A 24,961-nucleotide genomic window follows, 5' to 3' on the forward strand; every position below is an offset into this window, starting at 1 on the left:
TCCCTGACGGTCGGGGTTCGTAGCGGCTCCCTTCGCTTTGGCGGCCCGCTGGGCCGTGCAGGACTCCTTTGAAGACGCGTGGGTGGTTGAGATGTGGAGAAAGATGGCCGGCTCGAGAGCCGGCCCGCAAGCCTGGTGGCTTGCCCCACCTTTCTCGCGGGGCGAGGTGGGGCTCCGTGAAGTTGCTTCTCGCCCTGACGCTCAGCACAGCGGAGGGGCTCCCGATACGCGAGCCGGAGGTCCGAAATGCGGTACTTTGAGAGGGAATCGCATTGAAACTCCTTACTCTCTCCCTCATTCTGGCTGCCTCCGCGGCGGCTGCCGAGCCTGGTATTGCTTACCGGTCCGTTGATCCTTTCATTGGAACGGGCGAGGACGGCCATACTTTTCCGGGCGCTACCGTGCCGTTTGGCATGGTTCAGTTGAGCCCCGATACCCAGATCCGCCACTTCAAACAGAGCTATAAGTGGGCGGCCGGGTACCGGCACGAAGACACGACCCTGCTGGGGTTTTCGCATACCCATTTCTCCGGGGCGGGCCACTCCGATCTCGGCGACTTCCTGGTGGTGCCGATTTCCGGCCAGGTGCAACTGGAACCGCAGACGGCCGAGAAGCCGGGGTCGGGGTATGGGTCGCGGTTCAACCACTCTTCGGAGATCGCGCAGCCTGGATATTATGCCGTGACGCTGGAAGACTCGCGGATCCGCGCAGAGCTGACGGCCACGACGAGGGTAGGCGTGCACCGGTATACGTTCCCGGCCGGTGCTCCGGCGCGGATCCTGCTCGACTTGCGGTCGTCCATCTATAACTACACGGGGAAGGTGCTGTGGTCGCGAATTCGCACTCGCGGCGACGGCACGATGACCGGGCTACGCGAGACCCGCGGGTGGGCTCCCGGGCGGCAGTTGTATTTCGCGATGCGGTTCTCGAAAGCCCCGGTGAAGCGGGAGTTGATGAACCGGGAGCCGGCGGTGGAGTATCGCGGGTTCAAGACGCCGGGTACGAGTGCTGAGGATACGGCGGCGCTGGAAGGTCGCGGACTGGTGGGCGTGTTTGATTTCGGCGAGCTGAGCGGTCCGCTGGTGGTGAAGGTCGGGCTGTCGACTGTCAGTGAGGATGGAGCGATCGCGAACCTGAATGCGGAAGTGCCGGGGTTTGATTTTGACGCGGTGCGGTCGGCCGCGCAGGCGACGTGGTCGGCGGCGTTGGAGGCGGTGGAGGTGAAGGCTCCGGCGGATACGCTGAAGAACTTCTATACGGCGCTGTATCACACGCTGATGGCACCGAGTGTGGCGATGGATGTGGATGGCAGTTATCGCGGTCCGGACAATCAGGTGCACAAGGCGAGCGGGTTTACGTTTGTGTCGACGTTCTCGTTGTGGGATACGTACCGGGCCGAGCAACCGTTGATGACGTTGATCCAACCGGACCAGCGGACCAATGACGTGGTGCGGTCGCTGGTGGCGTCGCAGCAGCGGAGTCCGTATGGGATCCTGCCGATCTGGCAGTTCCAGGGGATTGAGACGTGGTGCATGATCGGGTATCACGCGCTGCCGGTGATCGCCGATGCCTATATGAAGGGGATCCGGGGCTATGACGCCGATGCGGCGCTAAAGGCGATGATTGCGAGCGCGACCTATGGGCCGTTCGGGCATCTGGCGGATTATATGAAGCTCGGGTATGTGCCGACGGATCGGGATGCGGAGGGCGCGTCGCAGACGATGGAGTATGCGTTTGACGACTGGACGCTGGCGCGGATGGCAAGAGCGATGGGGCGGGCGGAGGTGGCCGCGCAGTTCGAGAAGAGGGCCAACAACTGGCGGAATATCTTCGATAACCGGCTGGGGTTTGTGCGGCCCAGGAAGGCCGATGGGACGTTCGCGGAGCCGTTCGATCCGGCGCTGGCGGGCAAGGATAGCGGGTTCACTGAGGGCAATGCCTGGCAGTACTCGTGGTATCAACCGCAGGACGAGGCGGGCCTGATCCGGCTGCTGGGCGGCGATGACAAGCTGGTGGCCAAACTGGATGCGATGTTCGATGCGAAGGTGGACCCGAAGCAGTACGCGCATGTCGAGGACATTTCGGGGATGATCGGGCAGTACATTCACGGGAATGAGCCGAGCCACCACCTAGCGTATCTATACAACTATGCCGGACAGCCCTGGCGCACGCAGGAGCGGTTGAAGCAGATTGTGGAGAGCCAGTATAAGCCGTCTCCGGAGGGTCTGGTGGGGAACGATGATCTGGGGCAGATGTCGGCTTGGCTAGTGTTTACTGCGTTGGGGTTTTATCCGGTGGCTCCCGGGTCGAATGAGTATGTTCTCGGGCGGCCTTTTGTGGAAGAGGCGAGTCTGCGGCTGCCGAACGGGAAGGTGTTCCGGGTGACGGCGGAGGGGCTTAGCGAGGGTAACCGGTATGCCGGGCAGGTGCTGTTGAATGGGAAGCCGCTGGTTCGGGCGTTTCTGCGGCATGAGGAGATTCTGGCTGGGGGTGAGCTGAAGTTTGTGATGAGTGCGCAGCCGAATAAGACTTGGGGGACGGGGGAGCGGCCGTTTTCGATGTCGACGCAGGGGCGGTGACGGGGGGGGCCAGGGGGACGGGCTTGGCGGGATTCCATTGGATGGCAGAAGAAGAAGGCCGGCACGATTGCCGGCCCGCAAGCCTGGAGGCATACCCCACGAAAGACCTGGGGCTGGATAGTTTCCTGGTTTTTTTGGGGGGTGGTGGGTCTGGCGGATTGCTTTGAAGAGGCTTGGGGATTTGCGGCGCCGGTGGGTTGATTGGAGCCTTTCTGGGGGTCATCCGCTCACTCACGTTCGCGGCTCCGTTTGAGGTTCGTTGCGGCGGCCTTCGGTTTGATGGGGTGGGCTTCGCCGGGCTCAGCCTTCCCAGGACGATTATTCGCTTCGGAGTACTGTGGCCGGGTCGACTCGCATGGCGCGCCTTGCGGGGGCCAGGCTGGCGGTTAGGGCTACCGCGAAGAGGAGCAGCGCGACGGCCAGGTAGACTCGCGGGTCCTGCGGCTCCAGGCCGTCGCTGGCGGCTCTTAGTAGCGGCGTGACTGCGTAGGCGGCGGGCAGGCCCACTAGCAGGCCGATGCCCGCCTGGCGGGCTCCGCCCTGGAGGACCATGCGGAAGACGGAGCGGTGGGTCGCTCCCAGGGCGAGGCGGATGCCTATTTCCCGGATGCGGCGGGCGGCCGTGTAGGCCATGACGCCGTAGGTTCCGACCGCGGCGAGGATGAGGGCGATGATCGCGAGTCCGAATAGGACCTTGGTGGTGGCGCGCTGGCCGGAGGTGCGGGTGAGTAAGAGTTGCTCCATGGTCTGGAGGCGGAAGAGCGGCTGCTCGCGGTCGAGCTGCCAGACGGCGGCGCGCATGGAGCCGGCCGCGGACTGACCGGCCTGGCGGCTGCGGGCGACGAGGGTCATGATGCGCTCGGCGGCCTGGGCGTGGGGGCGGTAGATTTCGGGGCGCGGCGGATCGTCGATTCCTTCGTGGCGGACGTCGCGGGCCAAGCCGATGACGGTGAGCCAGGGCTCGTTGTCGTGAGCGATGCGGAGGCGGCGGCCCAACGGGTTGGGATCGCCGGGCCAGTAGCGCCGGGCAAAGGTCTCGTTCACGATGACGACCCGCCTGGCGGATGAATCGTCCTGGGGGGAGAAGTCGCGGCCGGAGAGGAGGGGGATCTTCAAGGTGCGAAAGTAGCCGGGGCTCACGATCATGCTGCCGGCGGCCTGGTCGCGATCTTGCTCGCGGGTACCTTCCACCTTCACGGAGAGATAGCTGTTGTCACCGGTGAGGGGCAGGGTCTGGACGAGGGCGGCGGACTCCACCTGGGCGTCGCGGCGGAGGTTCTGGAGGGCGCGGTCGTAGAAGTCGACGACCTGCGGGCCGGTGGCATAGCGGGTCTGAGGGAGCAGGATGTAGGCGACGGTGAGGTTTCGCGTGTCGAAGCCGGGCGTGAGCGACTGTTGGCGAATGAGACTGCGGATCATCATGGTGCTGGCGGTGACGAGGACCAGGGCCAGTGCCATTTCGGCGACGACGAGGCTATTGAGGACGATGTGGCGGCCGGAGGAGGAGCCGCGGCCCGCGTCCTGGAGCGAGCCCGCCAGATTACCGCGCGTGAGGAGCAGGGCGGGCAGGAAGCCGAAGACGACGGCGCAGCCGACGGAGAGAGTGAGGCCGAAGGCGAGGGCGGAGAGGTCGACATGGGCGAGTTCGAAGATCTGCATTTCGGGCGGGGCGATGCGCTTGAGGAGGGGGACGGTGCAGTAGGAGGTGAGGACGCCGACGGCTCCGGCCAGGAGGGAGACGAGGAGGCTCTCGACGAGTTGGAGACGCACCAGTGTGCCGCGGCTGGCACCGAGGGCGGCGCGCAGGGCGAGTTCGCGGTGGCGCTGGGTGCCTCGGGCGAGTTGAAGGCTGGCGACATTGGCGCAGGCGATGAGGAGGACGAAACCAACGGCGCCGAACATAGCTCCGGCGGATGCACGGGCGGCCTTGGGGATGACACGATCAGAGAGAGGGCGGACGGAGCCGCGCCACTGCTCGCCGTTCTGCGGGTCCTCTTTGGCGATGCGTTCGGAGATGGCGCGGACCTGGGCGTCGGCCTGGGCGGGGGAGACTCCGGGATGGAGGCGGGCGATGGCGTTCAGGCCGCGCGCGCCGCGGGTGCGCTGGGCTGGCTCGAGGGCAAGGGGCAGCCAGAGGTCGGACTGGCGGTAGAGGAAGTGGAAGGTGGCTGGCATGACGCCGATGACGGTGTAGTTGCGGCCGTTGAGGCGGAGGTCGCGGCCGAGGACATCCGACGCGCCCCGGAAGAGGCCTTGCCAGAGGGCATAGGAGATGACAGCGACGCGGGCTTCGGTCGTCGGCCCCTCGGAGGGAGTGAAGGCGCGGCCCATGGCGGGCGCGACGCCGAGGGTCGGGAAGAAGTCAGGAGTCACCTGCATGGCGGGCAGGTGCTGGGGTTCGCCCTCGCCGCTGTAGGCGACGGGCCGCGAGGTGTAGGCGGCCAGGGAGGCGATGCCGGCGGCGGCGCGCCAGTCGGCGATGTCCTGCAGGCTGACGGAGGCCTGGCGGAAACCGCGGGCGGCGTTGGTCTGGGGGACTCCGGCGAGTTCGGACACATGGGGATAGGGCAGCGGCACGGAGATCATCAGGCCGACGACGGAGAAGATGGCGACGTTGGCGCCCACGCCGAGCGAGAGGGCGAGGATCGCCACGAGAGCCCAAACGCGATTGCGCGCCAGCATCCTGGCGGCGAGATGGAAGTCCTGCAGGAGCGCCATGTATTCAGGTACGAAGGTCCGTTGTGGAAGGTTCCGTCGGGTGGAGTGGCGTCGGGCAGGCTGCCGGGGTTTGTCAGAGATGCAGAGGTCAATGTTCCCCTGCCGGATGCTCGACGCTCCTCGATCGTGATTGGGTTCGATTGGGAATGATTGCCTGGAAGTTAGGCTCCTGCAGGGAAATGGCGGGTTATACTTGACACCTCGCCAGTGGAGCCGACGGGCGGCCTTCGGAGCAGTCACGCTGGTGCAGAGGGAGGTTCCAGGATGAAGAGCGCGTTCCAGTTCGATCCCAACGCCACCGAGTACACGACCAGCAATGCCGCGTTCCTTTGCGACGCCGCCGCACAGGCCTATGAGAATGAGGGCTCCTGCCGGGCGTGGGCGGCAGAGAACGGCTTTGCAGAGGGTTTCCACTTCATCGACACCAGCAAGCTCGACCCGCAGAGCGGGACACAGGGCTACGTGGCAGAGAGCGAGGCCGCGATCCTGGTTGCTTTCCGGGGGACCGAACCGGCGCAACTTCCCGATGTGGGCAGCGACCTCAAGACGATTCCGATCCCGTGGGAGGGCCTGGCGCGCGTTCACGGCGGCTTCTTCCGTGCGTTCTTCGCTGCCTGGAATAAGGACTTCGGCGGAGGCCGCATCTTTCCGGATCTGCTCCGGAACAGTGGCGGCCGCAAGATCTGGATCACGGGCCACAGCCTGGGTGGGGCGCTGGCGCAGATCTGCGCGACGCAGACGGAACTGCGCGATGCGATTCCGGTTCACGCGGTCTACACGTACGGCCAGCCTCGTGTCGGCGACGAGCAGTTTGCGCGGATCATGAACGAGAAACTGGGCCACAAGATCTTCCGGCTGGTGAATGACCGCGACATCGTGCCCCGGGTCCCGCTTTACACGATGGAATACCGCCACTATGGGCGGCAATTTTACTTCGACCGAAATCGCAGCATGACCGAGAGCCAGGCCTCCGTGGAGACCCTGATGGAGGCCTTGAACTCCTTTCGACAGACGATCCGGATGGATCAACTGCAGGGCGCGTTGGCGGATGCGGTGCGCCACCTGATTGGGCCCTCCCGCGGCGGGCTGGATGACGGGAGCCTGCTGAAAGAACTGGAACAGGCGCTGGACCTAAAGAAACTAGCCGCTGAGAATACGGAGCAGATCGGCGACCATCTGATGCCATCGGGATACAAGCTGCTGTTCCCGGCGAGCTAGCCGGTTCCGCTTGAGGCCGATTTCCCGGAAGGCCCTATTTGGGGTTTGCCGGTTTGGCTGGTTCGGCGGCAGGCGCGTCCTTTGACTTGGCCAGCGACTCGTTGACGCGTTTCACAAAATCGCCGGAGTCGTTGTGTTCAAAGCCGCTGTAGTTGGACTGCACCTCCATCTCGCAGCCGGACCCTTGAGGGTTCAAGGAGACTGTGTTGGGGCGTTGGCGGAGGGTGCCCGTGACGGTGACGTGCGCTGAGTGCTTCACGCTGTAGGTGGCGATCATGCGGGTCTCATCCGAGACTTTGATTGTGTAGTTTTCCGCGTTCCCGAGGGTGGCCTTGACGGCTGTCCACACATCGCCGCAAGCCTGGGAGTATGTGGATTTGTGAGCCTTGCCGCGTACGGGGAGGGCGCATACGCAGAGAAGAAGAGCAACTGTGGCTAATCTCAGCATGGCATTTCGTCCTACTTCGACCGTTTTCTCCTGATTAGAGAGGAGACCAGGGGGGAGTATACGTCCGCGAACGTGTGGGAGCAATGGGTGGGCAGGAGATGTGGGCAGGAGATGACTTTGCTCCGGTTGGTTGGGGGAGTCCGGTGAACTATTCGTTGAACACGCGTGGGGGGCCGTGGCCCGCTCCATTGACGACGCGCCGGCAAAGGGTCGTCCGGATGGGGTCGTTGCAGCTCTTCAACGGGCTATCCGCTCACTCACGTTCGCGGCTCAATTTGCGGCTTCCGCCGCTTTGGCGGCCCGTGGGGCCACACAGGGACTCACTTAGCTGCGCGGCTCCAAACAGGGCACGACATCTTGCCGTGGCGCCGGGTGAGGACCGGGCTCAACGGACTTTCCGGTCTGGAATTGGAGTAAGATACGAGGTCGTCCAGGGAGGACGCTCCTCGTGAATCGAAGAGTTTTTGCCGGCGTGGTGTTTGCGGGTCTGGCAGCGCCGAGAGCGGCGCGGGCGAAAGCGGGCGATATCCCCATGCGCACGCTGGGGCGGACGGGGGAGAAGATCACCATCATCGGCCAGGGCGGCGCGCGCTTCGGCCTGATTCCGCTGGATGAAGGAAAGGCCGTGGTACGGCGCGCCTATGAACTCGGGATCAACTATTTCGACATGGCTCGCGCGTACACCAAGGGCTATGGCGAAGAGGTCTACGGGGCTGTGATTCCGGAGTTCCGGAAGGAGATTTTCCTCACCACCAAATCGCTGCAAAGGACAAGGCAGGGGGCGGAGGCGGACCTGGAAACCTCGCTGCGGACGATGAAGACCGATCACGTGGATCTGTGGCAGCTACACATGGTCTCGACGATGCGGGAGGTGGAGCAGATCTTCGCTCCGGGCGGCGCGATCGAGGCATTCGAGGCGGCAAAGAAGGCCGGCAAGTGCCGCTACATCGGATATACGAATTGCCGCGATCCCCAGGTGCATGTGGAGATGCTGAAGCACGCCGAGCGGTTCGACACCTGCCTGATGCCGCTGCATGTGGCGGACACCTGCTTTTCCGAGTCCCCGAAGATGAGCTTCGAGCAGACGGCCCTGCCGGCAGCGGTGGAGCGAGGGGTGGGCATTTTCGCCATCAAGGTGTTTGGCAATGCCTTCCTGCTGCGCACATTCAGCGCGGGGGATTGCCTGCGGTACACGCTGAGCCTGCCCATCACAGCAACGCCGCTGGGCGCGTGCACGCTGGGGCAGATCGAGGATGATGTGCGCATCGCACAGAAGTTCAAGCCGCTCACCGCGGAGGAGAAGCAGGCCCTGGTGGCGCGGGCAGCGAGCGGGAAGTTCGATGCGATTCGGGGTCCGGCGCTGGAGTACTGGAAGACGCGCTGAGAGGCTGGACTGGGCCGATTGGCGGCCTCACCCAGCGGGCTGTGATGGTGAGATACAGAGGCCAGGAGTCGACACACCCAGTCGACTTTCCGTTGCTCTGAATGCTAGACTTTGGCGATCATGATCCAGCTGGAGGCGCTCACCCGGCGCTTCGACGGGCAACGGGCGGTGGATTCGGTTTCACTGGAGGTGGCCGAGGGCGAGCTGCTGGTGCTGCTCGGCGGGTCGGGCTCCGGCAAAACCACGACGCTCAAGATGATCAACCGGCTCATCGAGCCGACCAGCGGCAGGGTGCTGCTATCCGGTGAGAACGTAGCGGGGATGAAGCCGTACGAGCTGCGGCGGCGCATCGGGTATGTCTTCCAGCGGATCGGGCTGTTTCCCCACATGACGGTGGCCGAGAATATTGCGATTACTCCGGTGCTTCTGGGATGGGATCGGGACCGGATCCGCTCGCGCGTGGATGAGCTGCTGGAACTGGTCGAACTGGGTCCTGCCATGTATCGAGATCGCCGGCCGGAGGCGCTCTCGGGCGGCCAGGCGCAGCGGGTGGCCGTGGCCCGGGCGCTGGCGGCGGAGCCTCGGGTCATGCTACTGGATGAACCCTTCGGCGCGTTGGACCCGCTGACGCGGGGCAGGCTGCAGCAATCGTTCCTGCGGATCAGGCAGACGCTTGGGCTCACGGCTATCTTTGTCACGCACGACGTGATGGAGGCGATCCTGCTGGGTGATCGTATCGCAGTCATGGATTCAGGGCGGGTCAAGCAGGTGGGCACGGCGCGGGAGCTACTGGACTCACCCGTGGACGAGTCCATTCGCGCATTGATCAATGCGCCCTGGAGCCAGGCCGAGATTGCATCGGACCGCGTGGGCCGCGGTCACGGGACCACGCCAGCTTGAACGAGCAACTCCAACTCCTGCCGGGGTACCTCTCGGCGCACCTGGGCCTGACGCTGGCGGCGATCCTGGTGGGTGTGCTGGTGAGTGTCCCGCTGGGTGTGCTGGTGGCGGGGTCGAAGCGGCTGGAGCCGTTTGTCCTGGGGACGGCGAGCGTGATCCAGACGGTACCGAGCCTGGCGCTGCTGGCCTTCATGGTGCCGGCGCTGGCGGCATTGGGCATGCAGAGCATCGGCTATCTGCCGGCGCTCATCGGGCTGTGTCTCTATAGTGTGCTGCCCATCCTGCGCAATACGCTGGTGGGCCTGGCCAGTATCGAACCGGCGCTTCTCGAGGCAGCACAGAGCGTTGGCATGACTCCGGGGGAACAGCTTTTCCGCGTGGAACTGCCCCTGGCCCTGCCGATGATCATTGCGGGGATCCGAACGGCGACGGTGTGGACTGTGGGCACGGCCACGCTCTCTACGCCGGTGGGCGCGCCGAGCCTGGGGAACTACATCTTCAGCGGCCTGCAAACGCGCAATTATGCGGCGGTGCTGGTGGGCTGTGTGGCGGCGGCGCTGCTGGCGCTGGCGCTGGACGGACTGATTCGCGTGGTCGAATTGGGGTTGAGGCTGCGCCGCCGGGCACTCTGGATCGGCGCGTTGTGTGTATTCGCGGCGCTGGCGGCGTGGCCGCTCGCACGACTGGCTGGCGCGTTCGCAGGCGGGGGAGCGCGGCCGGTACGGATCGGAGCCAAGAATTTCACCGAGCAGTACATCCTTTCGCGAATCATGTCGGGCCGCATCCACGAGAGGACAGGCCAGCCTACTGAGTTGATTGAGTCGCTGGGCTCCACCGTGGTCTTCGATGCGCTGCGAAACGGGCAGATCGATGTTTATGTCGATTACACGGGGACGTTGTGGGCGAACATCCTGGAGCGCAAGGACCGGCCTCCGAACCGGGCGGAAGTGCTGGAGGGCACGCGGAGCGGCTTGCGCGAGCGATTCGGCGTGGAACTGCTGGCGGCGCTCGGCTTTGAGAATGCGTATGCGCTAGCGATGAACGGGCAGCAAGCCGAGGAGCTGAACGTCAGAAAGATCAGCGACCTGATCCCGTATGCGCCGAAGCTGCGATTGGGCAGCGACTACGAGTTCCTTTCGCGGCCGGAATGGAAGGCGCTGGAGGCGCGGTACGGACTCAGGTTTCAGGAGCAGAGGTCGATGGATCCGGCGCTGATGTACCAGGCGTTACGGAGCGGCGGGGTCGACCTGATCAGCGCGTTTTCCACGGATGGGCGGATCGTGCCATATCATCTTCGTGTGCTGGAAGACGATCGCGGAGCCATTCCGCCGTACGATGCGGTGATCCTGGTGAATGCCGTGTTTGCCCGCGAGCAACCCGCGGTGCTCGACGCTTTGCGTTCCCTGGCACAGAGCATTGATGGCGAGCGGATGAGAGCGTTGAATGCCGAGGTCGACCAGAGCCGGCACTCGCCCGCAGAAGCGGCCGCGGGGTTCCTCAAAGGCGCGGGCCACCGTTAAGCAGCTCAGTGCGAAATTGCAGCGGTTGTGCGGGAAGGTCCCAAATCGCGTTATCATCGGCGCATGGACCGGGCTGTTACGGGGCAGTACAGCGCGATCGTGATCGGAACTGGGCAGGCGGGACCGTCTCTCGCCGCGAAGTTAGCGGGCGCGGGACAGAAGGTCGCCATCATCGAGCGTGCCAAGTTCGGAGGCACGTGTGTCAACACAGGGTGCATTCCCACCAAAACCCTCGTCGCCAGCGCACGGGCTGCCTACATTGCGCGCCGTGCGGCCGACTTCGGGGTGATGATCGACGGCTCAATCAGCGTCGATATGAAGCGCGTGAAAGCGCGCAAGGACCAGGTCTCCGGGGCGTCACGAACAGGCCTCGAACACAGGCTCAAAAATACGCCCAACTGCACGGTATACGAAGGACATGCGCGATTCCTGTCCGACCGTGAAGTACAGGTGGGCGACGCTGTCCTGACCGCTGAGCGGATCTACATCAATACCGGAGGACGGGCCACGGTGCCGGCCATTTCCGGCCTGGACCAGGTGCCGTATCTCACCAACTCGTCGATGATGGACGTCGACTTCCTGCCGCCGCATCTCGTCATTATCGGGGGCAGTTACATCGGCCTCGAGTTCGCGCAGATGTACCGGCGGTTTGGCAGCAAGGTGACGATTGTGGAGCGTGGCGCGCGGCTGATCGCCCGGGAAGATCCGGCGGTTTGCGATGCGATCCGGACGATCCTGGAAAACGAACAGATCGAGGTCCGCCTGAACGCGGATTGCATCGCGGTGGCGAAGACGGCCGAGGGCGTGGAAGTCCGGGTGAACTGCGGCTCCGGCGACAACACGGTGCACGGATCCCACCTGCTGCTGGCGGTGGGACGGCAGCCCAATACGGACGACCTGGGCCTGGAGAATACGGGCATCCGGCGCAACCGGCGAGGCTACATCGAAGTCGACGACCAACTGCAAACCAGCGTACCCGGCGTATGGGCGATGGGCGATTGCAATGGACGAGGCGCGTTTACGCATACGTCCTACAACGACTTTGAGATCGTGGCGGCGAACCTGCTGGACCACGATCCGCGGCGTGTATCAGACCGCATTACGGCTTACGCACTCTACATTGATCCGCCACTGGGGCGTGCCGGAATGACTGAGTCAGAGATCCTGAGCTCAGGACGCCCTGCCCTGGTTGGAGCGCGCCCGATGACACGGGTTGGGCGGGCCAATGAGAAGGGTGAAACACAGGGCTTCATGCGGGTCACGGTCGACGCCGAAACGAAGATGATTCTCGGCGCGGCTATTCTCGGCGTCGAAGGCGACGAAGCAATCCACTGCATTCTGGATGTGATGTACGCGAAGGCCCCGTATACGGTGCTGCAGCGGGCGATGCACATTCATCCCACCGTCTCCGAACTCATCCCAACAGTGTTGGGCGAACTGAAACCACTCGAGAAAACCACCTAACCATGGCAACCCAGGAAGCTGTTGCCCATGACCGCACGACACTAATTGGCCGGCTGCACGAGGCGAGAGAGGAGACGGATGCGCTCCTTGACATCGTGCTGCCCGAGGCGCTGTATGACCGGCCCATTCCCGAGCGCCACCGGATTGTTTTCTACCACGGCCACCTCGAGGCGTTCGACTGGAACCTGCTGAGCGGGCCGTGCGGCCTAGCCAGCAGCGAACCGGAACTGGATCGCCTTTTCGCCTTCGGCATCGATCCAATTGACGGCAGGCTGCCTTCGGATGCGCCGGGCGATTGGCCGCGACCGGAGCAGGTGGCCGGATACAGAAACCGGGCCAGACGGGCGCTCAATGAAGCCATCCACCGCGTACCGAATCCGGAACTGCTGCTGAATGTCGCCATCGAGCACCGGCTGATGCACGCCGAGACGCTGGCCTACATGTTCCACCAGATGCCCTTCGAAAAGAAGGCGCGCCGGGCCGTGCGCCGCGTGCTGAACGGCGGTGAGTGGACACCGGCATCGGTGGAGATTCCCGAGGGCCAGGCCGTGTTGGGGCTGCGCAGGGAATCCGGTGTTTTCGGCTGGTGCAACGAGTTTGAGGAATGCCGCGCGCCAGTGCCCGCGTTCCGTGTCGACAAGTACAAAGTGAGCAATGGACAGTTCCTGCGGTTTCTGACAGAGGGCGGATATGACGACCGCGGGCTCTGGCCGGATGCGGATTGGGCCTGGAAGTCGGAGCACGGCATCAAGCATCCCGCATTCTGGTTGAATCGCGGCGGCCGGTGGGTTTACCGGTCGATGTTCGATGAGTTGCCGCTGCCGCTGGACTGGCCCGTCTATGTCAGCCACGCCGAGGCGAGCGCCTACGCCCGGTGGGCAGGCAAGCGATTGCCGACAGAAGCGGAATGGCATCGCGCCGCTGAAGGTCCGGCCCAGCAGCATGCGGATCCGCAGCGCGACATCTGGGATCCTTCACCGGTGCAGGTCTGTGGATCCAGCGAATTCGGAGTCGAAGGCCTTTTCGCCAACGGGTGGGAGTGGACGTCCACATCGTTTGCGCCATTGCCCGGATTTCGGGCATTTCCGTTCTATCCGGGGTACTCGTCGGATTTCTTCGACGGCCAGCACTTTGTGTTGAAGGGCGGCAGCGAAAGAACGGCCGCCTGCATGCTGCGCGGAAGTTTCCGCAACTGGTTCCAACCGCATTATCAATACGTCTACGCGGGTTTCCGCTGCGTGAGAGTGGAGGACTGATTCGCCATGGCAGCCACAGCGACCGCCGTTGCCCCGCTGGAGCAGTTTGCTACCGACGTCCGGAGCGGACTCGCCAAGCCGCGGAAGGAGCTGCCGTCGAAGTACTTCTACGACGCGTTAGGTTCCGCGCTGTTTGAGGCGATCTGCCTGCTGCCGGAGTATGGCCTGACGCGCGCGGATGAGCGAGTTCTCTCCCGGCATACCCAGGAGATTGTGAGCCGCATTCCGCATCCGGTGCTGGTCTCCGAGCTCGGCAGCGGCAGCGGACGGAAGACGCGCCAGATTCTGGGCGCCTTGTGCAAGCGTGGGCCGGTTTCGTACTACCCGATTGAGATCTCACCTAAGGCACTTGCCTCTTGTGCAGCGGAGCTGGATGACATCGACTGCCTGAGCATCGTGGGCATCGAACGGGAGTACCTGGACGGCCTGAGGTCCGTGGCCGCGGCGCGGCCCGCGGGCGCGCACATGCTGGTTCTATTCCTCGGCAGCACGATTGGCAATTTCGATACAGGCGCCGATGCAAGGTTTCTGCGGGAGGTTCGAGGTACTCTGCGACCCGGTGATTCGCTGCTGCTCGGAACGGACCTGGTCAAACGAGCCGACCTGATGCTGGACGCGTACAACGACTCACTTGGGGTCACGGCAGCCTTCAATCTCAACCTGCTCTCGCGCATTAATCGCGAGCTGGAGGGAAACTTCGAGCTGCGCCAGTTCGAGCATCTGGCGCGATTCAACGAAGCAACGTCGAGCATCGAGATGCACATCGTGTCCAAGCAGCGGCAACTGGTCAGTGTGCGGCACAGCGGGATTGCGACCACATTTGAGGAGGGCGAGACCATCTGGACGGAGACGTGCCACAAGTACACTCGTCCCGAGATTGCGCGTCTCGCGGCTGCTTCCGGATTCCGCGTCGAGGCCCAGTGGGTGGATGAAGCGTGGCCCTTCGCCGAGAGCCTGTTTTTGGCCGAATGAACAGCAGGAAACAGAGCGAATTGGATCGAGGGTGAGGCTGGCGGCGATTCGCCCGCCAGGGTCGAAAGCTAACGTCCAGGGGGCTGGCCGCCTGGGGCAGTTGGTAACGGGACGCCTCGGCGCCTGGCCGGGCGCCGGTAGATTCTGTCCACTTCGGTTACGTAGAGCCACTGAAATCCGGTGCCTCCAAAGAAGACATTGGTGAGGCCGCCGGTACCCGGAGGCCGAAGGATTGCGCTGACCCGGCCTTGTGGATCGCATACCTGCACACCCTGCTGTGTCGCGACGTACAAATAGCCTTGCGAGTCAAATGTCATGCCGCCGGAATCGATCCCGGAGGTTGCGTCTCCGGCCTCCAGGCCGCAGAACTGTTTCGGGTTGAGCAGGGAGCCATCGCCGCCTATCTGAAAGAGCCAGACCCAGGGGGTGCGCGAATCCGCAATTGCGAGAAGCGGCTGGGTATTGGAAGCACGCACTCCGCGCGGCCACTCCATGCCTTCGTGAACAACACGCTTACGCCCATCCGGCTTTACCAACCACACCATGTGGGCGGGAGGCTGGCTGAGGTAGATGTCATTCCGAGCGGTGACCGTGAGGTGGTGCGACTGGACCCCTTCCGCAAGCACCGACTCCTCGCCGCCGGGCGAGAAGGCCACGACTCTTTTGCGATCGTGCTGGCCGGCGTAGAGGCGGCCGTCCGGGCCAAAGGCAATGCCATGCGCGCCGTTGCTGTTCTCCTTCCAGGTGGTGATCCTGCCGGCGGGATCGACCTTCATGATCCGATTGCGGTAGGAGTCGGTGAAGTAGACATTGCCGCTGTTGTCCACGGCGGAATCCGCGGTGAGCTGATAGCCCTGGCCTAGCAGCACCCACTGCTCGCCGGGTGTGAGGATCGCGCCGGCACCGCGGCCATCAATGGGAGTTGTGGACCGGGTGTCCTGCGGGTACACACGCGCAATCGAGACGAGAGCCAGGAGTGCGAGCGGGACGGTGCGAAGCATGGACACAGTATTCCATGGCATTCGCGCCGGCGATGCTGAAATTGTGCGTGGTGGCGCAGTTGATACAGCCGGTGGGTAACCGGACCGGCTCGGTTCTTCCCGCAGGGCGTTGGCAAGTTCCGGATGAACGGTCCGGCGGCAGGATCGAGTCGCCCTCCACTTGTGATGGTCACCGTATGATAGCCACCTGCCGCACACCGCCTCAGGGGTGAGTTCATCCAGCCGCCGGCGTCCTGTTCCTGCAGGCTTTCCGGAAGACGAGGCGGTAGCCCACCGGCAGCAGGCTAATGATCGCCGCGGCGACCCAGAAGGCGGTGGCGGGCACGGCGATGTAGGTGTGGTAGTAGGCGTACGCGATCATCGCGCAGGCCGTACAGAGAGCGGTGATGATGTTCGAATCGAATCGTCTGGGCATGTTCACCTTCCGTCAGTTGGATCGCCTATCGCATTCGGCGGGCGTCATTGCTCCAGTCGCGCGAAGGTCCCGAATCTTACATTTCGCCCATGATTGCCTGCAGCTTGCTGCCGAGGTGCTGAACCTGGGCACGCCGCGCTCGCTCCAGCAGGAGACCAGCGAGCATCATGGCCAAAATCGCCGCCACACCTGCCCCCGTCTGCAGGGCATGAAGCCGCGGGCTGACCACACTTGCCTGCGACGATGCGCCGAGGCCTGCCGCCTTCGCCGCCAGGTAGGCGATGATTGCCCCGAGGGGTGCGCCCACGTAAAGGCATCGCGCGAGGAAGAGATCGCGCTTCGCACGCACAATCATCTGCCTGAGCAGGCTGACCATGTCCCGCGTTACCAGACTGGCGAGACTATTCTGCTGGCGGCGACGGTAGATAACGCCAAGGGCAAGCCCGAGCGTCCACAACGCGCTGAGAATTCCATAGGACGAAAGACGCCCGGTAGCTTCTTCGAAGATCAGCAGGATATCGAAAGCGCACAGGATCGCCACGAGGGTCCGGCGCAACCGCAGGTGCAGATGCTTCAGGCGCTCGAGTTCCGATAGCAGATGGCTGGTATCGGCCGCTGGAGTAGTTTGCCAAAGGGCAATTAGCGGATCGCTGGGGGTTTGAGGGGTCATAAAGGATCTCCCATGCTGAGCCTGATGGCCGATTTGACGCGATGGAGCCGGACTGAGACATTGCCTTCGCTGATGCCCAGGGCGACGGCAATCTCCCTGATCGGCATCTCCTCGAGATAAAGGGTTGCGACCGCTTTGAGACTGTCCGGCAACGCCCGCACCGCCTCCAGGAGACGATTGACGCGAGCGGACTGTGCCATCGCGTCGTGAACAGGCATGGCCGGATCAGGGAAAGTGTCCGTAAGAGCCTGAGCAGGCCGTGCGACGGCGCGGCGGACATGGGTAACACATACATTCTGGGCGATTCGGGCAATGAATCCCCTGATGGTGGCCTGGTTCCTCAGCAGCGGCAAGGCCCGCCAGACAGCGAACCAGATGTCCTGCATGAGGTCCTCGATGCGGCCGGGATCGCGTTCATAGACTGACGCGATGCGCCGCACCATGGATGCGTGGTGGTCGACAATCTCGTGAAACTCAGACATTCCGCCCAACGCCAACTTCCATTGCGCCTTCGCCTGAATCATAGTCGCTGACAATGGCCGAATCTTACAAACTCACGCGCTTGCGGAGCAGCGGCCTTACCGTGGCCCATTCCTTACCGCACCTGGCCATGAGCTAACTGGCCGGATCTCACGCCTTACCGGCGATGAGCTGCATCGCCGCGAGTATCCGGCTAAAATGCGCCGGGAGTTGATAGATTGAAACGGTGTTCAAACGAGTGATGCTGGCGATGGCGTTTACAGCCGCCGCTTATCCCGCCGTGAAGCCCCGCGTGCTGGTTCTGACCGACATTTCGAGCCTGGCCGCGGGCGTGCGGGAGCCGACCAAGGCGAAGCATCCACCGAACGTGAAGCTGAGGGTGAATGGAGACCGGTTGGACGCTCGCGGCGCCAACGATCTGGACCGAGATCAGCCTGACTCACGCCACACCGCACTGCCGGGTACGATCCAGGCGCGGGACACGGAAGTGAACTGACGCCCTGGGCGCCGGGTTACCGCGCAACAGGTGGTCGAGGCTTAGGCCGAGGGGACCGGGCGCCGACCACGCGCCGCAGCCTGGCGAGGATCTCCCTTCGTTCCCGCTCAATTACGTCAGGCTGGTCTATTGACTCGTACTTCCTGACTGTCATGAAGCGGTCCGCCAGAGTGTAGAAGGAGCCGTTGTGCTCTAGAGACCGGCGCCAAAGGTACGCCGAGATTATGTAACGATGCTCGCCGTAGTGGCCTTCATCCATTCCGAGAACATAGTCGGCGGTGACGAAGATCGGAGAAGCCGAGATGCCGGGTTGCCGGATGAATTTGTGCTCGCTCTGGTTGGATACGGTCGTATCCGACAGAAAGAGGTCTTCCAGTGTTTCGTCCGGTCCGGGGCGCAGAAGCGCGAAGTGGACACGCCATCCGCTTACTCCGCCGCTGGCCACCGAGAATAGCAGCGCCGAAGTGCCCCTGCTGATTTCCACGATCTCGGCCCGGGGAAATCGCCCAAATTCCTCCTCGGCTTTGTAGCATTGGCGCCGCGGGGGGCCCTCCAGGCAGAGAGAGGCCGGCCCTTTGGGGAAGAACCCATCGGCGTCCAGCGCAGGTTCCGTGATCGTCACCGGACGGCCCAGGAAGCGCGCAGCAGCGTGGCGATCCGGGACCGGCTGAGCGGTGATGGCCGCGGCCGAAATCAGCCAGGCTGCCGCTAACGGGAAGGCACGCATATTCGACCCGATTCTAGCTGTTTCTTCCCTGCCCCCGTTGATTCCTTCGAAGGAACCGGTCCCGTTCGAAGAGTCTTGCCCGCGCTCGCAGAACCGGAGGCCTGACATACGGAGGCCGGCCGGTAGGACTGAGGCTACCTGCCATGACAGGATGGTAGTTGCGGACGTTGGGCCAAGGCCACCCTGTGTTGTGCAATTCGAACACGGGAGCGCCGCGCGGGGGAATAGATCTACGGTGCCTGAGCAAAAGGGACTGTTTTCGCCGATTGTGATCGGTGAGCTGGAATTGCCAAACCGGATTGTCATGTCGCCCATGACACGGATCCGGGCCGAGGAGGACTGCTCGCCTAGTGAACGCATGGTCCGCTATTATGCGCAGCGGGCGGCGGCGGGGCTGATCGTTACCGAAGGGACGCATCCCAGCCCGATGGGACGCGGCTACACCTATCCTCCCGGGCTGCACACCGAGGAACAGGCAGCCGGCTGGCGAAAGGTAACGGATGCGGTCCACGATGCCGGGGGGCGCATTTTCGTTCAGTTGATGCATGCGGGGCGTGTTTCCCACTCGTCGCTGCTACCGGATCACGCGCTCCCGGTGGCTCCATCGGCCATCCCCATCTACGGAGAGATCCACGCCTTCGACGGAAAGTTTCCGTTCGAAACGCCGCGGGCGCTGGAAACCGGGGAGATCCCTGTAGTCGTCGAAGAGTATCGCCTGGCAGCAGAGTTGTCCATCGCGGCTGGTTTCGACGGTGTGGAACTGCATGCGGCGACGGGCTACCTGCCTAACCAGTTCCAAGTCACGGGGTCGAACCATCGGACCGATGGCTATGGCGGCTCACTGGAAGGCCGGACCCGCTTCACGATGGAAATCATGGACGCACTCTGCGGGGTGAGGGGCGCGAACCAGGTGGGCATCAAGATCGCACCGGGCTTCACCGTGAATGACACGTACGACGAAGATCCCGCGCAAACATATACTTATCTCGCGCAGCGCCTGAACTCGTACGGGCTGGCGTATCTTCACGTAGGCTACGACAGTGGCTACGCCCGGGGCACGCCTCCGTCTTTCAATCCCATCGATCTCATTCGCTCAGTTTACAGCGGGACGCTGATGGCCGTGGGCGGTTTCACCAAGGCATCAGGAGTAGCAGCAATCGCGGCCGGGCGGGCCGACATCATCGCCTACGGCCGGCCCTTCATCTCCAATCCCGATCTGGTCGAGAGATTTAAGATTGACGCGCCATTGACTCCCTGGGACGTTCGAACTTTCTACGGCGGGGACGACCACGGCTACACGGACTATCCGGTGCTCAGCGCAGAGTAGGGCGGGCACACGCGCGAATGCAAGTTGAGACGGGACAGGGACCGGTCATTTTAGCCGTGCCCTGAGCCCCTTCACGTCCAGGTCGCAGAACGCGGGCCGGCTCTTGGCCCGCGCCTGGACCTGGCCCAGCCGAGTGAACTCCATCGAAGCCTGACTGCCGGCATCGAAGGCCGGCCAGTTGGGGAGTTTGGGTCCATTCGGGTTCCCGGTCTTGGCGAAGTTCGTCCAATAATCCATGATGGATTCGCCCAAAGCGTAATCGACCGGCTCAAAGGGAAGCCAGTTCCAGGCCGCTTTGCGGAATGCGCCGAAGACGTAAGGCAGTTCGAGGCTGTGGAAGGAACCCAGCGTCTTCTCTCCCTTGCCGGGTATGGAACGCAGGAACTGATAGACGTAGGCAGGGTGACCGGTGCCGGCATTCAGCAACGACATCGCCATGGCCGGGCAGGCGCAGACGACGTCATTGATCCAGCTATCGGCGGACTCCGTCCGGCCCAGGACGTTGTTGATCACGAAGAGCCCGGTCACAACCGACGCAGAGCCTGCGTAAAAGATGCGGATGGTTTCCTTGACCGAGTCGCCGGCCAGGCCGCGATTCGCACTCCCTGAGGAAGACGGGCCTCGAAAGACGCTCATCTCCCGGCCGTTGTTGCCGATCATCAGATCCACCGGCAATTGACGGCCCTCGGCAAATATCTTCGCCGGAGGCTCGCGCAGGCACCATCCATCCAATACGAACCCCGGATCCGCTGCATGGGTTGCCGCCTCGCGAGCCGCATTGACCACACTGTCAGGAGACGAGTCGCGCAGCTTCTGAAGATTGGCGGGGGCGCCGAGGGAACGGGCCACGCTCTCACCGAACAGCTCACCCTTCTCCCGCGCGACCGGGTGATGGGCCAGGCTGAGTACCGGACCACTCTCCAGAATGACCCGCTGGAACAGGCCCACCGACAGCGGGGAGCAAAGTAGAAGCCCCGCGTTGATGGAACCGGCTGATTCGCCGAAGACGGTGACGCGCTTGGGATCACCACCAAACTGAGCGATGTTCTGCCGGACCCACTGCAGCGCCGCTAGCTGATCGAGCAGGCCGTAGTTTCCGGAGGCGTGATGGGGTGACTCGCGAGTGAGCTCCGGATGAGCAAAGAAGCCAAGCACACCGAGGCGGTAGTTGAGAGTGACGACCACGACGCCTTTGCGAGCCAGGGCAGCGCCGTCGTAGCCGTTCTCGCCGCCGCTGCCGATTGTGTTTGAACCACCGTGAATCCAGACCATGACCGGAGCCGGGTTCCTGGCCGGCCACTGGGGCGCCCAGACGTTGAGGTAAAGGCAATCCTCGGAGATCGTGATGGGCGTGTGGTTGTATTGCGTGCCGTACCGCTCGGCCAGCGGCTTGAGGAAACGCCCGTTGCCAAGCGCAGGCTGGATGCAGGAAGCGGACACCCGGTTGGCGTCGCGGACGCCCTTCCACGGCTGAACGGGCTGTGGCTCACGCCAGCGGAGATCTTTCACAGGCGGCCGGGCGAACGGGATGCCTTTGAACACGCCTCCTCCGGGCAATGAGGAATCGAGCAGGCCGCGGATCGAGCCGCCAGTCACGCTGGCGACCGGTGCTTCGGCCGCAGCCGGAGAAGTCGGGTTGGACAAGGCGGCGAGCGTGAAGAGGAAGAGGCCGGCTGCAGTTCGCACGATTCGTCGGTTCAAGAGTCCTGGTCCTTTCGCACATGCAGACCGGCTGAAGTGAACCGGACCGCTGTGGATGAAAGACAAGGATATCCGCTCAGCCGGGCGATTGGGGCAGGAGCGGAATCGGGGTTCCCAGGCGAATCTGATTCTTGTCCCGGAGACGGGATGGATCGCAGGAAGACGTGTCCACCGGGGAGAAGATTGGGAAGGCGAAAGGGGAAAGGGGAAAGGGCCGGCCGTGCCCGTTGAGAGCTCGGCCGGCCCTATCGAGGGATCACAAAGCAGGACTAGAACAGGATCTTCAGGGCCAACTGGCCGATGCGGGGATCCTGGGCGCTGGTGATGGTGCCGAAGCCGCCGGCGCTCTGGGTCACGTTCGGGTTGTTGAAGTTGGCGTGATTGAAGACATTGAAGAACTCCGCGCGGAACTGAAGGTGGTAGCGCTCAGAGCCGAGGGGGAAGTCCTTGAAGATGCCGGCGTCCCAATTGACGAGCTTGGGCCCGTGGAGGGCACCCTTGCCCATATTGCCCCAGTTGCCGGTGACGGGGAGGCCGAAGGCAGCGGGATTGAGGTAGGAGACGCAGGTGCCGGAACCGGTGCAGGCATTGGAGCCGTAGGAGTCGCCGCCGAGGTAATTGGCGCGGTCGCTGCCGATGCCGGTCTGGGACTGGTCCTTGCCTGCGAGGAGCGTGAGCGGGCCGCCGGTCTGAACGGTGACGATGCCGGAGAGCTGCCAGCCGCCCAGGGCCGTGCGGACAAACATATTGGAACCGGCGAGCTTCGGCACATCGTAGACATAAGAGGCGACAAACCGGTGACGGTGGTCGAACTCCGACAGGCCGCGATCGAACTGGTGGCGGCCGGTCATGTACCACGGGACGGGCGAGTTGCTGCCCTGGGCAACACCCGTGATGCCCATGTTGGCAGGGGTGCTGTCGATGGACTTGGACCAGGTGTAATTCACCATCGTGGTGAAGCCCTTGGAGTAGTGTTTCTGCAGGGTGGTCTGGAATGAGTTGAAGCTGGAGTTCTCGTCAAACGAGGCCTGGCTGATGGAGCCGTAGGGCTGGAACAGGCGGCGGGCGTCGGCTGACAGCTTGCTGCCGGCAGTATAAACCGCGGGATTCATCTCGATGGCTTCGCCGAGATGGGAGCCGTGAGATCCGACGTACGCCACACGGCCGACCCACGCATCCGCGAGCTGGCGTTCGACGATGAGGTTCCAGTTGTAGATGACCGGCGCGACGGCCTTGCCGCCATTGGCCGGATCGTAGGAGATCACCAGCACCGGACCGGGGAAGGCGACGTCCTTGGGGGGCGGCCAAGCGGCTGGATAGGGGTTGGTGATGCCCTTGTACGGGTTGGAGAAGGAGCCCTGGGGCTGGGTCAGACTGATCTGGGGGCTGAAGGGTGTGACGTCGACGAAGCGGTTGTTATAGACGCCGGGCTGGAGCGCATCGTAGAACATGCCGATTCCGCCGCGGAGGCTGGTCTTGTTGTCAGAGGTGAGGGCATAGGCGAAGCCGGCGCGGGGGGAGAAGTACTTGAGGTTGGACTTCTGACCCCAGAAGGGCATGCCCGAATCGCCAGGGAAGAGGAGGCCGGCCGGGGCGTTGGTGTAGACGGAGGAGTGCTTGTTGGCGATGTAGTCAGCGGGCGAGAACTGCTCCATGCGGTTCTGCATTTCGTGCCACGGGAAGAAGGGCTCCCAGCGCAGTCCCATGTTGACGGTGAGGCGCTGGCTGGCATGGTAGTCGTCCTGGATATAGAGGCTGTAGGAGTACAGCTGATTGTCCTTGTACTCGCCGTAACCCTGCGCGAAGGTGCGGACGTAGCCCAGCATGAAACTGGCCAGCGCGTCGTTGGTGTTATCCGCGGTGAAGCTGAAGGATCCGGAGGTGCGGAACAGGTTGCGCAGCAGGACCTGGCCGCGAATGGCAGCGCCGCCGAAGGCGATGTTGTGCTTGCCGCGGATCCAGCTCACGTCGTTGCTGAGGTTGTACTGGTTGCGAATGAACGAGGCGGGATCCGTTTGTCCCTGGCTGAAGAAACCGGAGACGGAGATGCCGTTGAGCGCCTTAATGGTGGGCTGCCAGATATTCACGCCGAGGTCGGCCAGGTTGATGGTGTCGAGCGACGGGCCGCGGATCGAAGTCTCACGGGAGAAGGAGGCGCGGAACTCATTGATGACCGAAGGCGAGAACATGTGCGTCTCGCTGATCAAAGCGTTCTGGCTGATGATGGTTGAGTAATTCGAGTTGGCGAGATAGTTCGCCTGCTCCAGGAAGCTCTTGTTGCTGAACTTGTCGTAGAAGTAGCGGGCGCTGAGGCGATCTTTCTCGCTGAACGTGTGGTCGCCGCGAGTGAGGAACTCGTTGAAGTTCTGCGCGAGCGGAGTGGAGTAGAAGATGCGGCCATTGCCGGAGCCCTGGACCGGAATGTACTTCATGAACTTCACAGCAGCGGGGTCGAGGCGGCTGGTGGGGATAATGTTGCCGGCGAATGGGGTGCCCGTGGTGGGATCGAGGACGGTGGTCGCTTTGGAGAACGGGTTGGCCGGGTCAGTGGCACTCAGGACATTGGAGAAGTCTCCTGTGGTGTTCTGGGTGAGGGGCACGTAGGCGTTTGACGTGTTGCCGACGTTGCGGATGAGGGTGCCCTGATAACCGAAGAAGAAGAAGTCTCTGTTCTTACCGTTATAGACGCCAGGAATCGTGATGGGTCCGCCGACGGTGCCGCCGAACTGGTTGCGCTTGAGCAGGTCGCGCTTGGCGGCGAAGAAATTGCGGGCGTTGAATTCGGCATTGCGGACAAATTCGAAGCCGCTGCCGTGGAACTCATTGGTTCCTGACTTCGTGACAACGTTGACGACGCCGCCGGCATTGCCTCCAAACTTGGCGGCGTAGTTCGAGGTCTGCACGGAGAACTCCTGCAGGGCGTCCGGGAAGGGGAAGGGCTGGTTGACGTTGGTGTAGATGTCGTTGTTGTAGGAGCCGTCGAGACGGAAGGAGATCTGGTTCTGGCGGCTGCCGTTGGTGGACACCGTGACAACAGACGGGAAGGTCTTCGTATTGCCCTGGTCAACGTCGTTGGCGGGCGCAGGGATGGCGCCAGGCACGACGAGCAGGAGGGAGGCGGCATTGCGGCCGTTGAGCGGCAGATCCACAACGCGGCGCTGGTCTACGACAGCGTTGGCGGTGGCGCTGGTGGTATCGACCTGGATCGATTCGGCACTGACGTTGACGCTTTCCACCGCCTGCTGAACGGAAAGCGGAAGATTGACGGTGAGGTTCTGGTCCGCCTGCAGTTGGATGGCTTTGCGGGTGAGGTTGGCAAAACCGGAAGATTCGACCGTGATGGTATAGAGCGCGGGCCGAAGGGCAGGCACGACGTAGTAGCCCTGGTCGTTGGTATTGGTTTCGCGTGAGTTGGCTGTGGCTTCGTCGGTGATGCGAATTTTGGCGGAGGGAACAACGGCACCCGTGGGGTCAGTAACTGTACCGACAATGGTGCCGAAGCCCTGACCAAAGGCGGCGAGGCCGGTGATCGACAGGAGGAGGAGTGGCGCAACTTTGCGCAGTGAGCGAAGGCATGGTGACGACATGGTAGAACCCTTCCGGCGGGCTGGAAGGAGACTCACTCTGTCGAGGGTGCGAGTTTCCATTCCGACCTGCATTTCTATTCGTACATGCGCAAGGATCG

General features: G+C 63.3%; 19 protein-coding genes. 10 read left to right on the forward strand and 9 right to left on the reverse strand.

Going from position 1 to position 24,961, the window contains the following annotated elements:
• The first annotated feature begins 272 nt into the window (after positions 1 to 272).
• The gene (locus IRI77_RS13410; RefSeq protein ID WP_228486723.1) at positions 273 to 2,579 is read left to right on the forward strand and encodes a GH92 family glycosyl hydrolase; all 2,307 of its coding nucleotides are present in this window, start codon (positions 273 to 275) and stop codon (positions 2,577 to 2,579) included.
• A 318-nt stretch (positions 2,580 to 2,897) separates the two neighbouring features.
• Here IRI77_RS13410 and IRI77_RS13415 read toward each other — a convergent pair whose 3' ends face one another.
• Positions 2,898 to 5,297 (reverse strand): ABC transporter permease, encoded by a 2,400-nt coding sequence (locus IRI77_RS13415; protein ID WP_194452555.1) that lies wholly within the window; start codon positions 5,295 to 5,297, stop codon positions 2,898 to 2,900.
• Positions 5,298 to 5,561: 264 nt separating this feature from the next.
• Between IRI77_RS13415 and IRI77_RS13420 the strand changes: the two genes are divergently transcribed.
• Positions 5,562 to 6,515, forward strand: a complete 954-nt coding sequence (locus IRI77_RS13420; RefSeq protein WP_194452556.1) for a lipase family protein — start codon at positions 5,562 to 5,564, stop codon at positions 6,513 to 6,515.
• Between the two features lie 34 nt (positions 6,516 to 6,549).
• On the opposite strand, the gene IRI77_RS13425 is transcribed toward IRI77_RS13420, so the two are convergent.
• Entirely contained in the window at positions 6,550 to 6,864 is a 315-nt protein-coding gene (locus IRI77_RS13425) for a hypothetical protein (protein WP_194452557.1), read from the reverse strand.
• 547 nt (positions 6,865 to 7,411) lie between these two features.
• Here IRI77_RS13425 and IRI77_RS13430 point away from each other — a divergent pair.
• The 6 genes from IRI77_RS13430 (at position 7,412) to egtD (ending at position 14,459) form a co-directional block, all read left to right on the forward strand.
• Entirely contained in the window at positions 7,412 to 8,347 is a 936-nt protein-coding gene (locus IRI77_RS13430; RefSeq protein ID WP_194452558.1) for an aldo/keto reductase, read from the forward strand.
• Between the two features lie 120 nt (positions 8,348 to 8,467).
• Positions 8,468 to 9,247, forward strand: a complete 780-nt coding sequence (locus IRI77_RS13435; RefSeq protein ID WP_194452559.1) for an ATP-binding cassette domain-containing protein — start codon at positions 8,468 to 8,470, stop codon at positions 9,245 to 9,247.
• Positions 9,244 to 10,767: a glycine betaine ABC transporter substrate-binding protein gene (locus IRI77_RS13440; protein ID WP_194452560.1), complete on the forward strand. Its 1,524-nt coding sequence runs from the start codon at positions 9,244 to 9,246 to the stop codon at positions 10,765 to 10,767. Before IRI77_RS13435 ends, IRI77_RS13440 begins: the two co-directional genes overlap by 4 nt.
• Before the next feature lie 63 nt (positions 10,768 to 10,830).
• Positions 10,831 to 12,231, forward strand: a complete 1,401-nt coding sequence (locus IRI77_RS13445) for an FAD-containing oxidoreductase (protein ID WP_194452561.1) — start codon at positions 10,831 to 10,833, stop codon at positions 12,229 to 12,231.
• A gap of 2 nt (positions 12,232 to 12,233) precedes the next feature.
• Entirely contained in the window at positions 12,234 to 13,487 is a 1,254-nt protein-coding gene (locus IRI77_RS13450; protein ID WP_194452562.1) for an SUMF1/EgtB/PvdO family nonheme iron enzyme, read from the forward strand.
• Between the two features lie 6 nt (positions 13,488 to 13,493).
• Positions 13,494 to 14,459, forward strand: a complete 966-nt coding sequence (gene egtD, locus IRI77_RS13455; RefSeq protein ID WP_194452563.1) for an L-histidine N(alpha)-methyltransferase — start codon at positions 13,494 to 13,496, stop codon at positions 14,457 to 14,459.
• A gap of 68 nt (positions 14,460 to 14,527) precedes the next feature.
• On the opposite strand, the gene IRI77_RS13460 is transcribed toward egtD, so the two are convergent.
• The 4 genes from IRI77_RS13460 to IRI77_RS13475 form a co-directional block, all read right to left on the reverse strand.
• Positions 14,528 to 15,460 carry an SMP-30/gluconolactonase/LRE family protein gene (locus IRI77_RS13460; RefSeq protein ID WP_194452564.1) on the reverse strand — a complete coding sequence of 311 codons (933 nt, stop codon included), beginning with the start codon at positions 15,458 to 15,460 and terminating at the stop codon, positions 14,528 to 14,530.
• 214 nt (positions 15,461 to 15,674) lie between these two features.
• A complete protein-coding gene (locus tag IRI77_RS13465) occupies positions 15,675 to 15,875 on the reverse strand; it encodes a hypothetical protein (RefSeq protein ID WP_194452565.1) in 201 nt (66 codons plus the stop codon).
• 76 nt (positions 15,876 to 15,951) lie between these two features.
• A complete protein-coding gene (locus IRI77_RS13470) occupies positions 15,952 to 16,545 on the reverse strand; it encodes a hypothetical protein (RefSeq protein WP_194452566.1) in 594 nt (197 codons plus the stop codon).
• The gene (locus tag IRI77_RS13475; protein WP_194452567.1) at positions 16,542 to 17,081 is read right to left on the reverse strand and encodes an RNA polymerase sigma factor; all 540 of its coding nucleotides are present in this window, start codon (positions 17,079 to 17,081) and stop codon (positions 16,542 to 16,544) included. Before IRI77_RS13475 ends, IRI77_RS13470 begins: the two co-directional genes overlap by 4 nt.
• A 170-nt stretch (positions 17,082 to 17,251) precedes the next feature.
• Between IRI77_RS13475 and IRI77_RS13480 the strand changes: the two genes are divergently transcribed.
• Positions 17,252 to 17,521: a hypothetical protein gene (locus IRI77_RS13480; protein WP_194452568.1), complete on the forward strand. Its 270-nt coding sequence runs from the start codon at positions 17,252 to 17,254 to the stop codon at positions 17,519 to 17,521.
• A 16-nt stretch (positions 17,522 to 17,537) separates the two neighbouring features.
• Here IRI77_RS13480 and IRI77_RS13485 read toward each other — a convergent pair whose 3' ends face one another.
• Positions 17,538 to 18,248, reverse strand: a complete 711-nt coding sequence (locus IRI77_RS13485; protein WP_194452569.1) for a low molecular weight phosphatase family protein — start codon at positions 18,246 to 18,248, stop codon at positions 17,538 to 17,540.
• A 235-nt stretch (positions 18,249 to 18,483) separates the two neighbouring features.
• Here IRI77_RS13485 and IRI77_RS13490 point away from each other — a divergent pair, with 235 nt between their 5' ends.
• Positions 18,484 to 19,575 carry an alkene reductase gene (locus IRI77_RS13490; RefSeq protein ID WP_228486724.1) on the forward strand — a complete coding sequence of 364 codons (1,092 nt, stop codon included), beginning with the start codon at positions 18,484 to 18,486 and terminating at the stop codon, positions 19,573 to 19,575.
• A gap of 45 nt (positions 19,576 to 19,620) precedes the next feature.
• On the opposite strand, the gene IRI77_RS13495 is transcribed toward IRI77_RS13490, so the two are convergent.
• Positions 19,621 to 21,261 carry a carboxylesterase/lipase family protein gene (locus IRI77_RS13495; protein WP_194452571.1) on the reverse strand — a complete coding sequence of 547 codons (1,641 nt, stop codon included), beginning with the start codon at positions 21,259 to 21,261 and terminating at the stop codon, positions 19,621 to 19,623.
• A 284-nt stretch (positions 21,262 to 21,545) separates the two neighbouring features.
• Positions 21,546 to 24,863: a TonB-dependent receptor gene (locus IRI77_RS13500; RefSeq protein WP_194452572.1), complete on the reverse strand. Its 3,318-nt coding sequence runs from the start codon at positions 24,861 to 24,863 to the stop codon at positions 21,546 to 21,548.
• Between the last annotated feature and the right edge of the window lie 98 nt (positions 24,864 to 24,961).

The organism is Paludibaculum fermentans, assembly GCF_015277775.1.
GTDB classification, from domain to species: domain Bacteria; phylum Acidobacteriota; class Terriglobia; order Bryobacterales; family Bryobacteraceae; genus Paludibaculum; species Paludibaculum fermentans.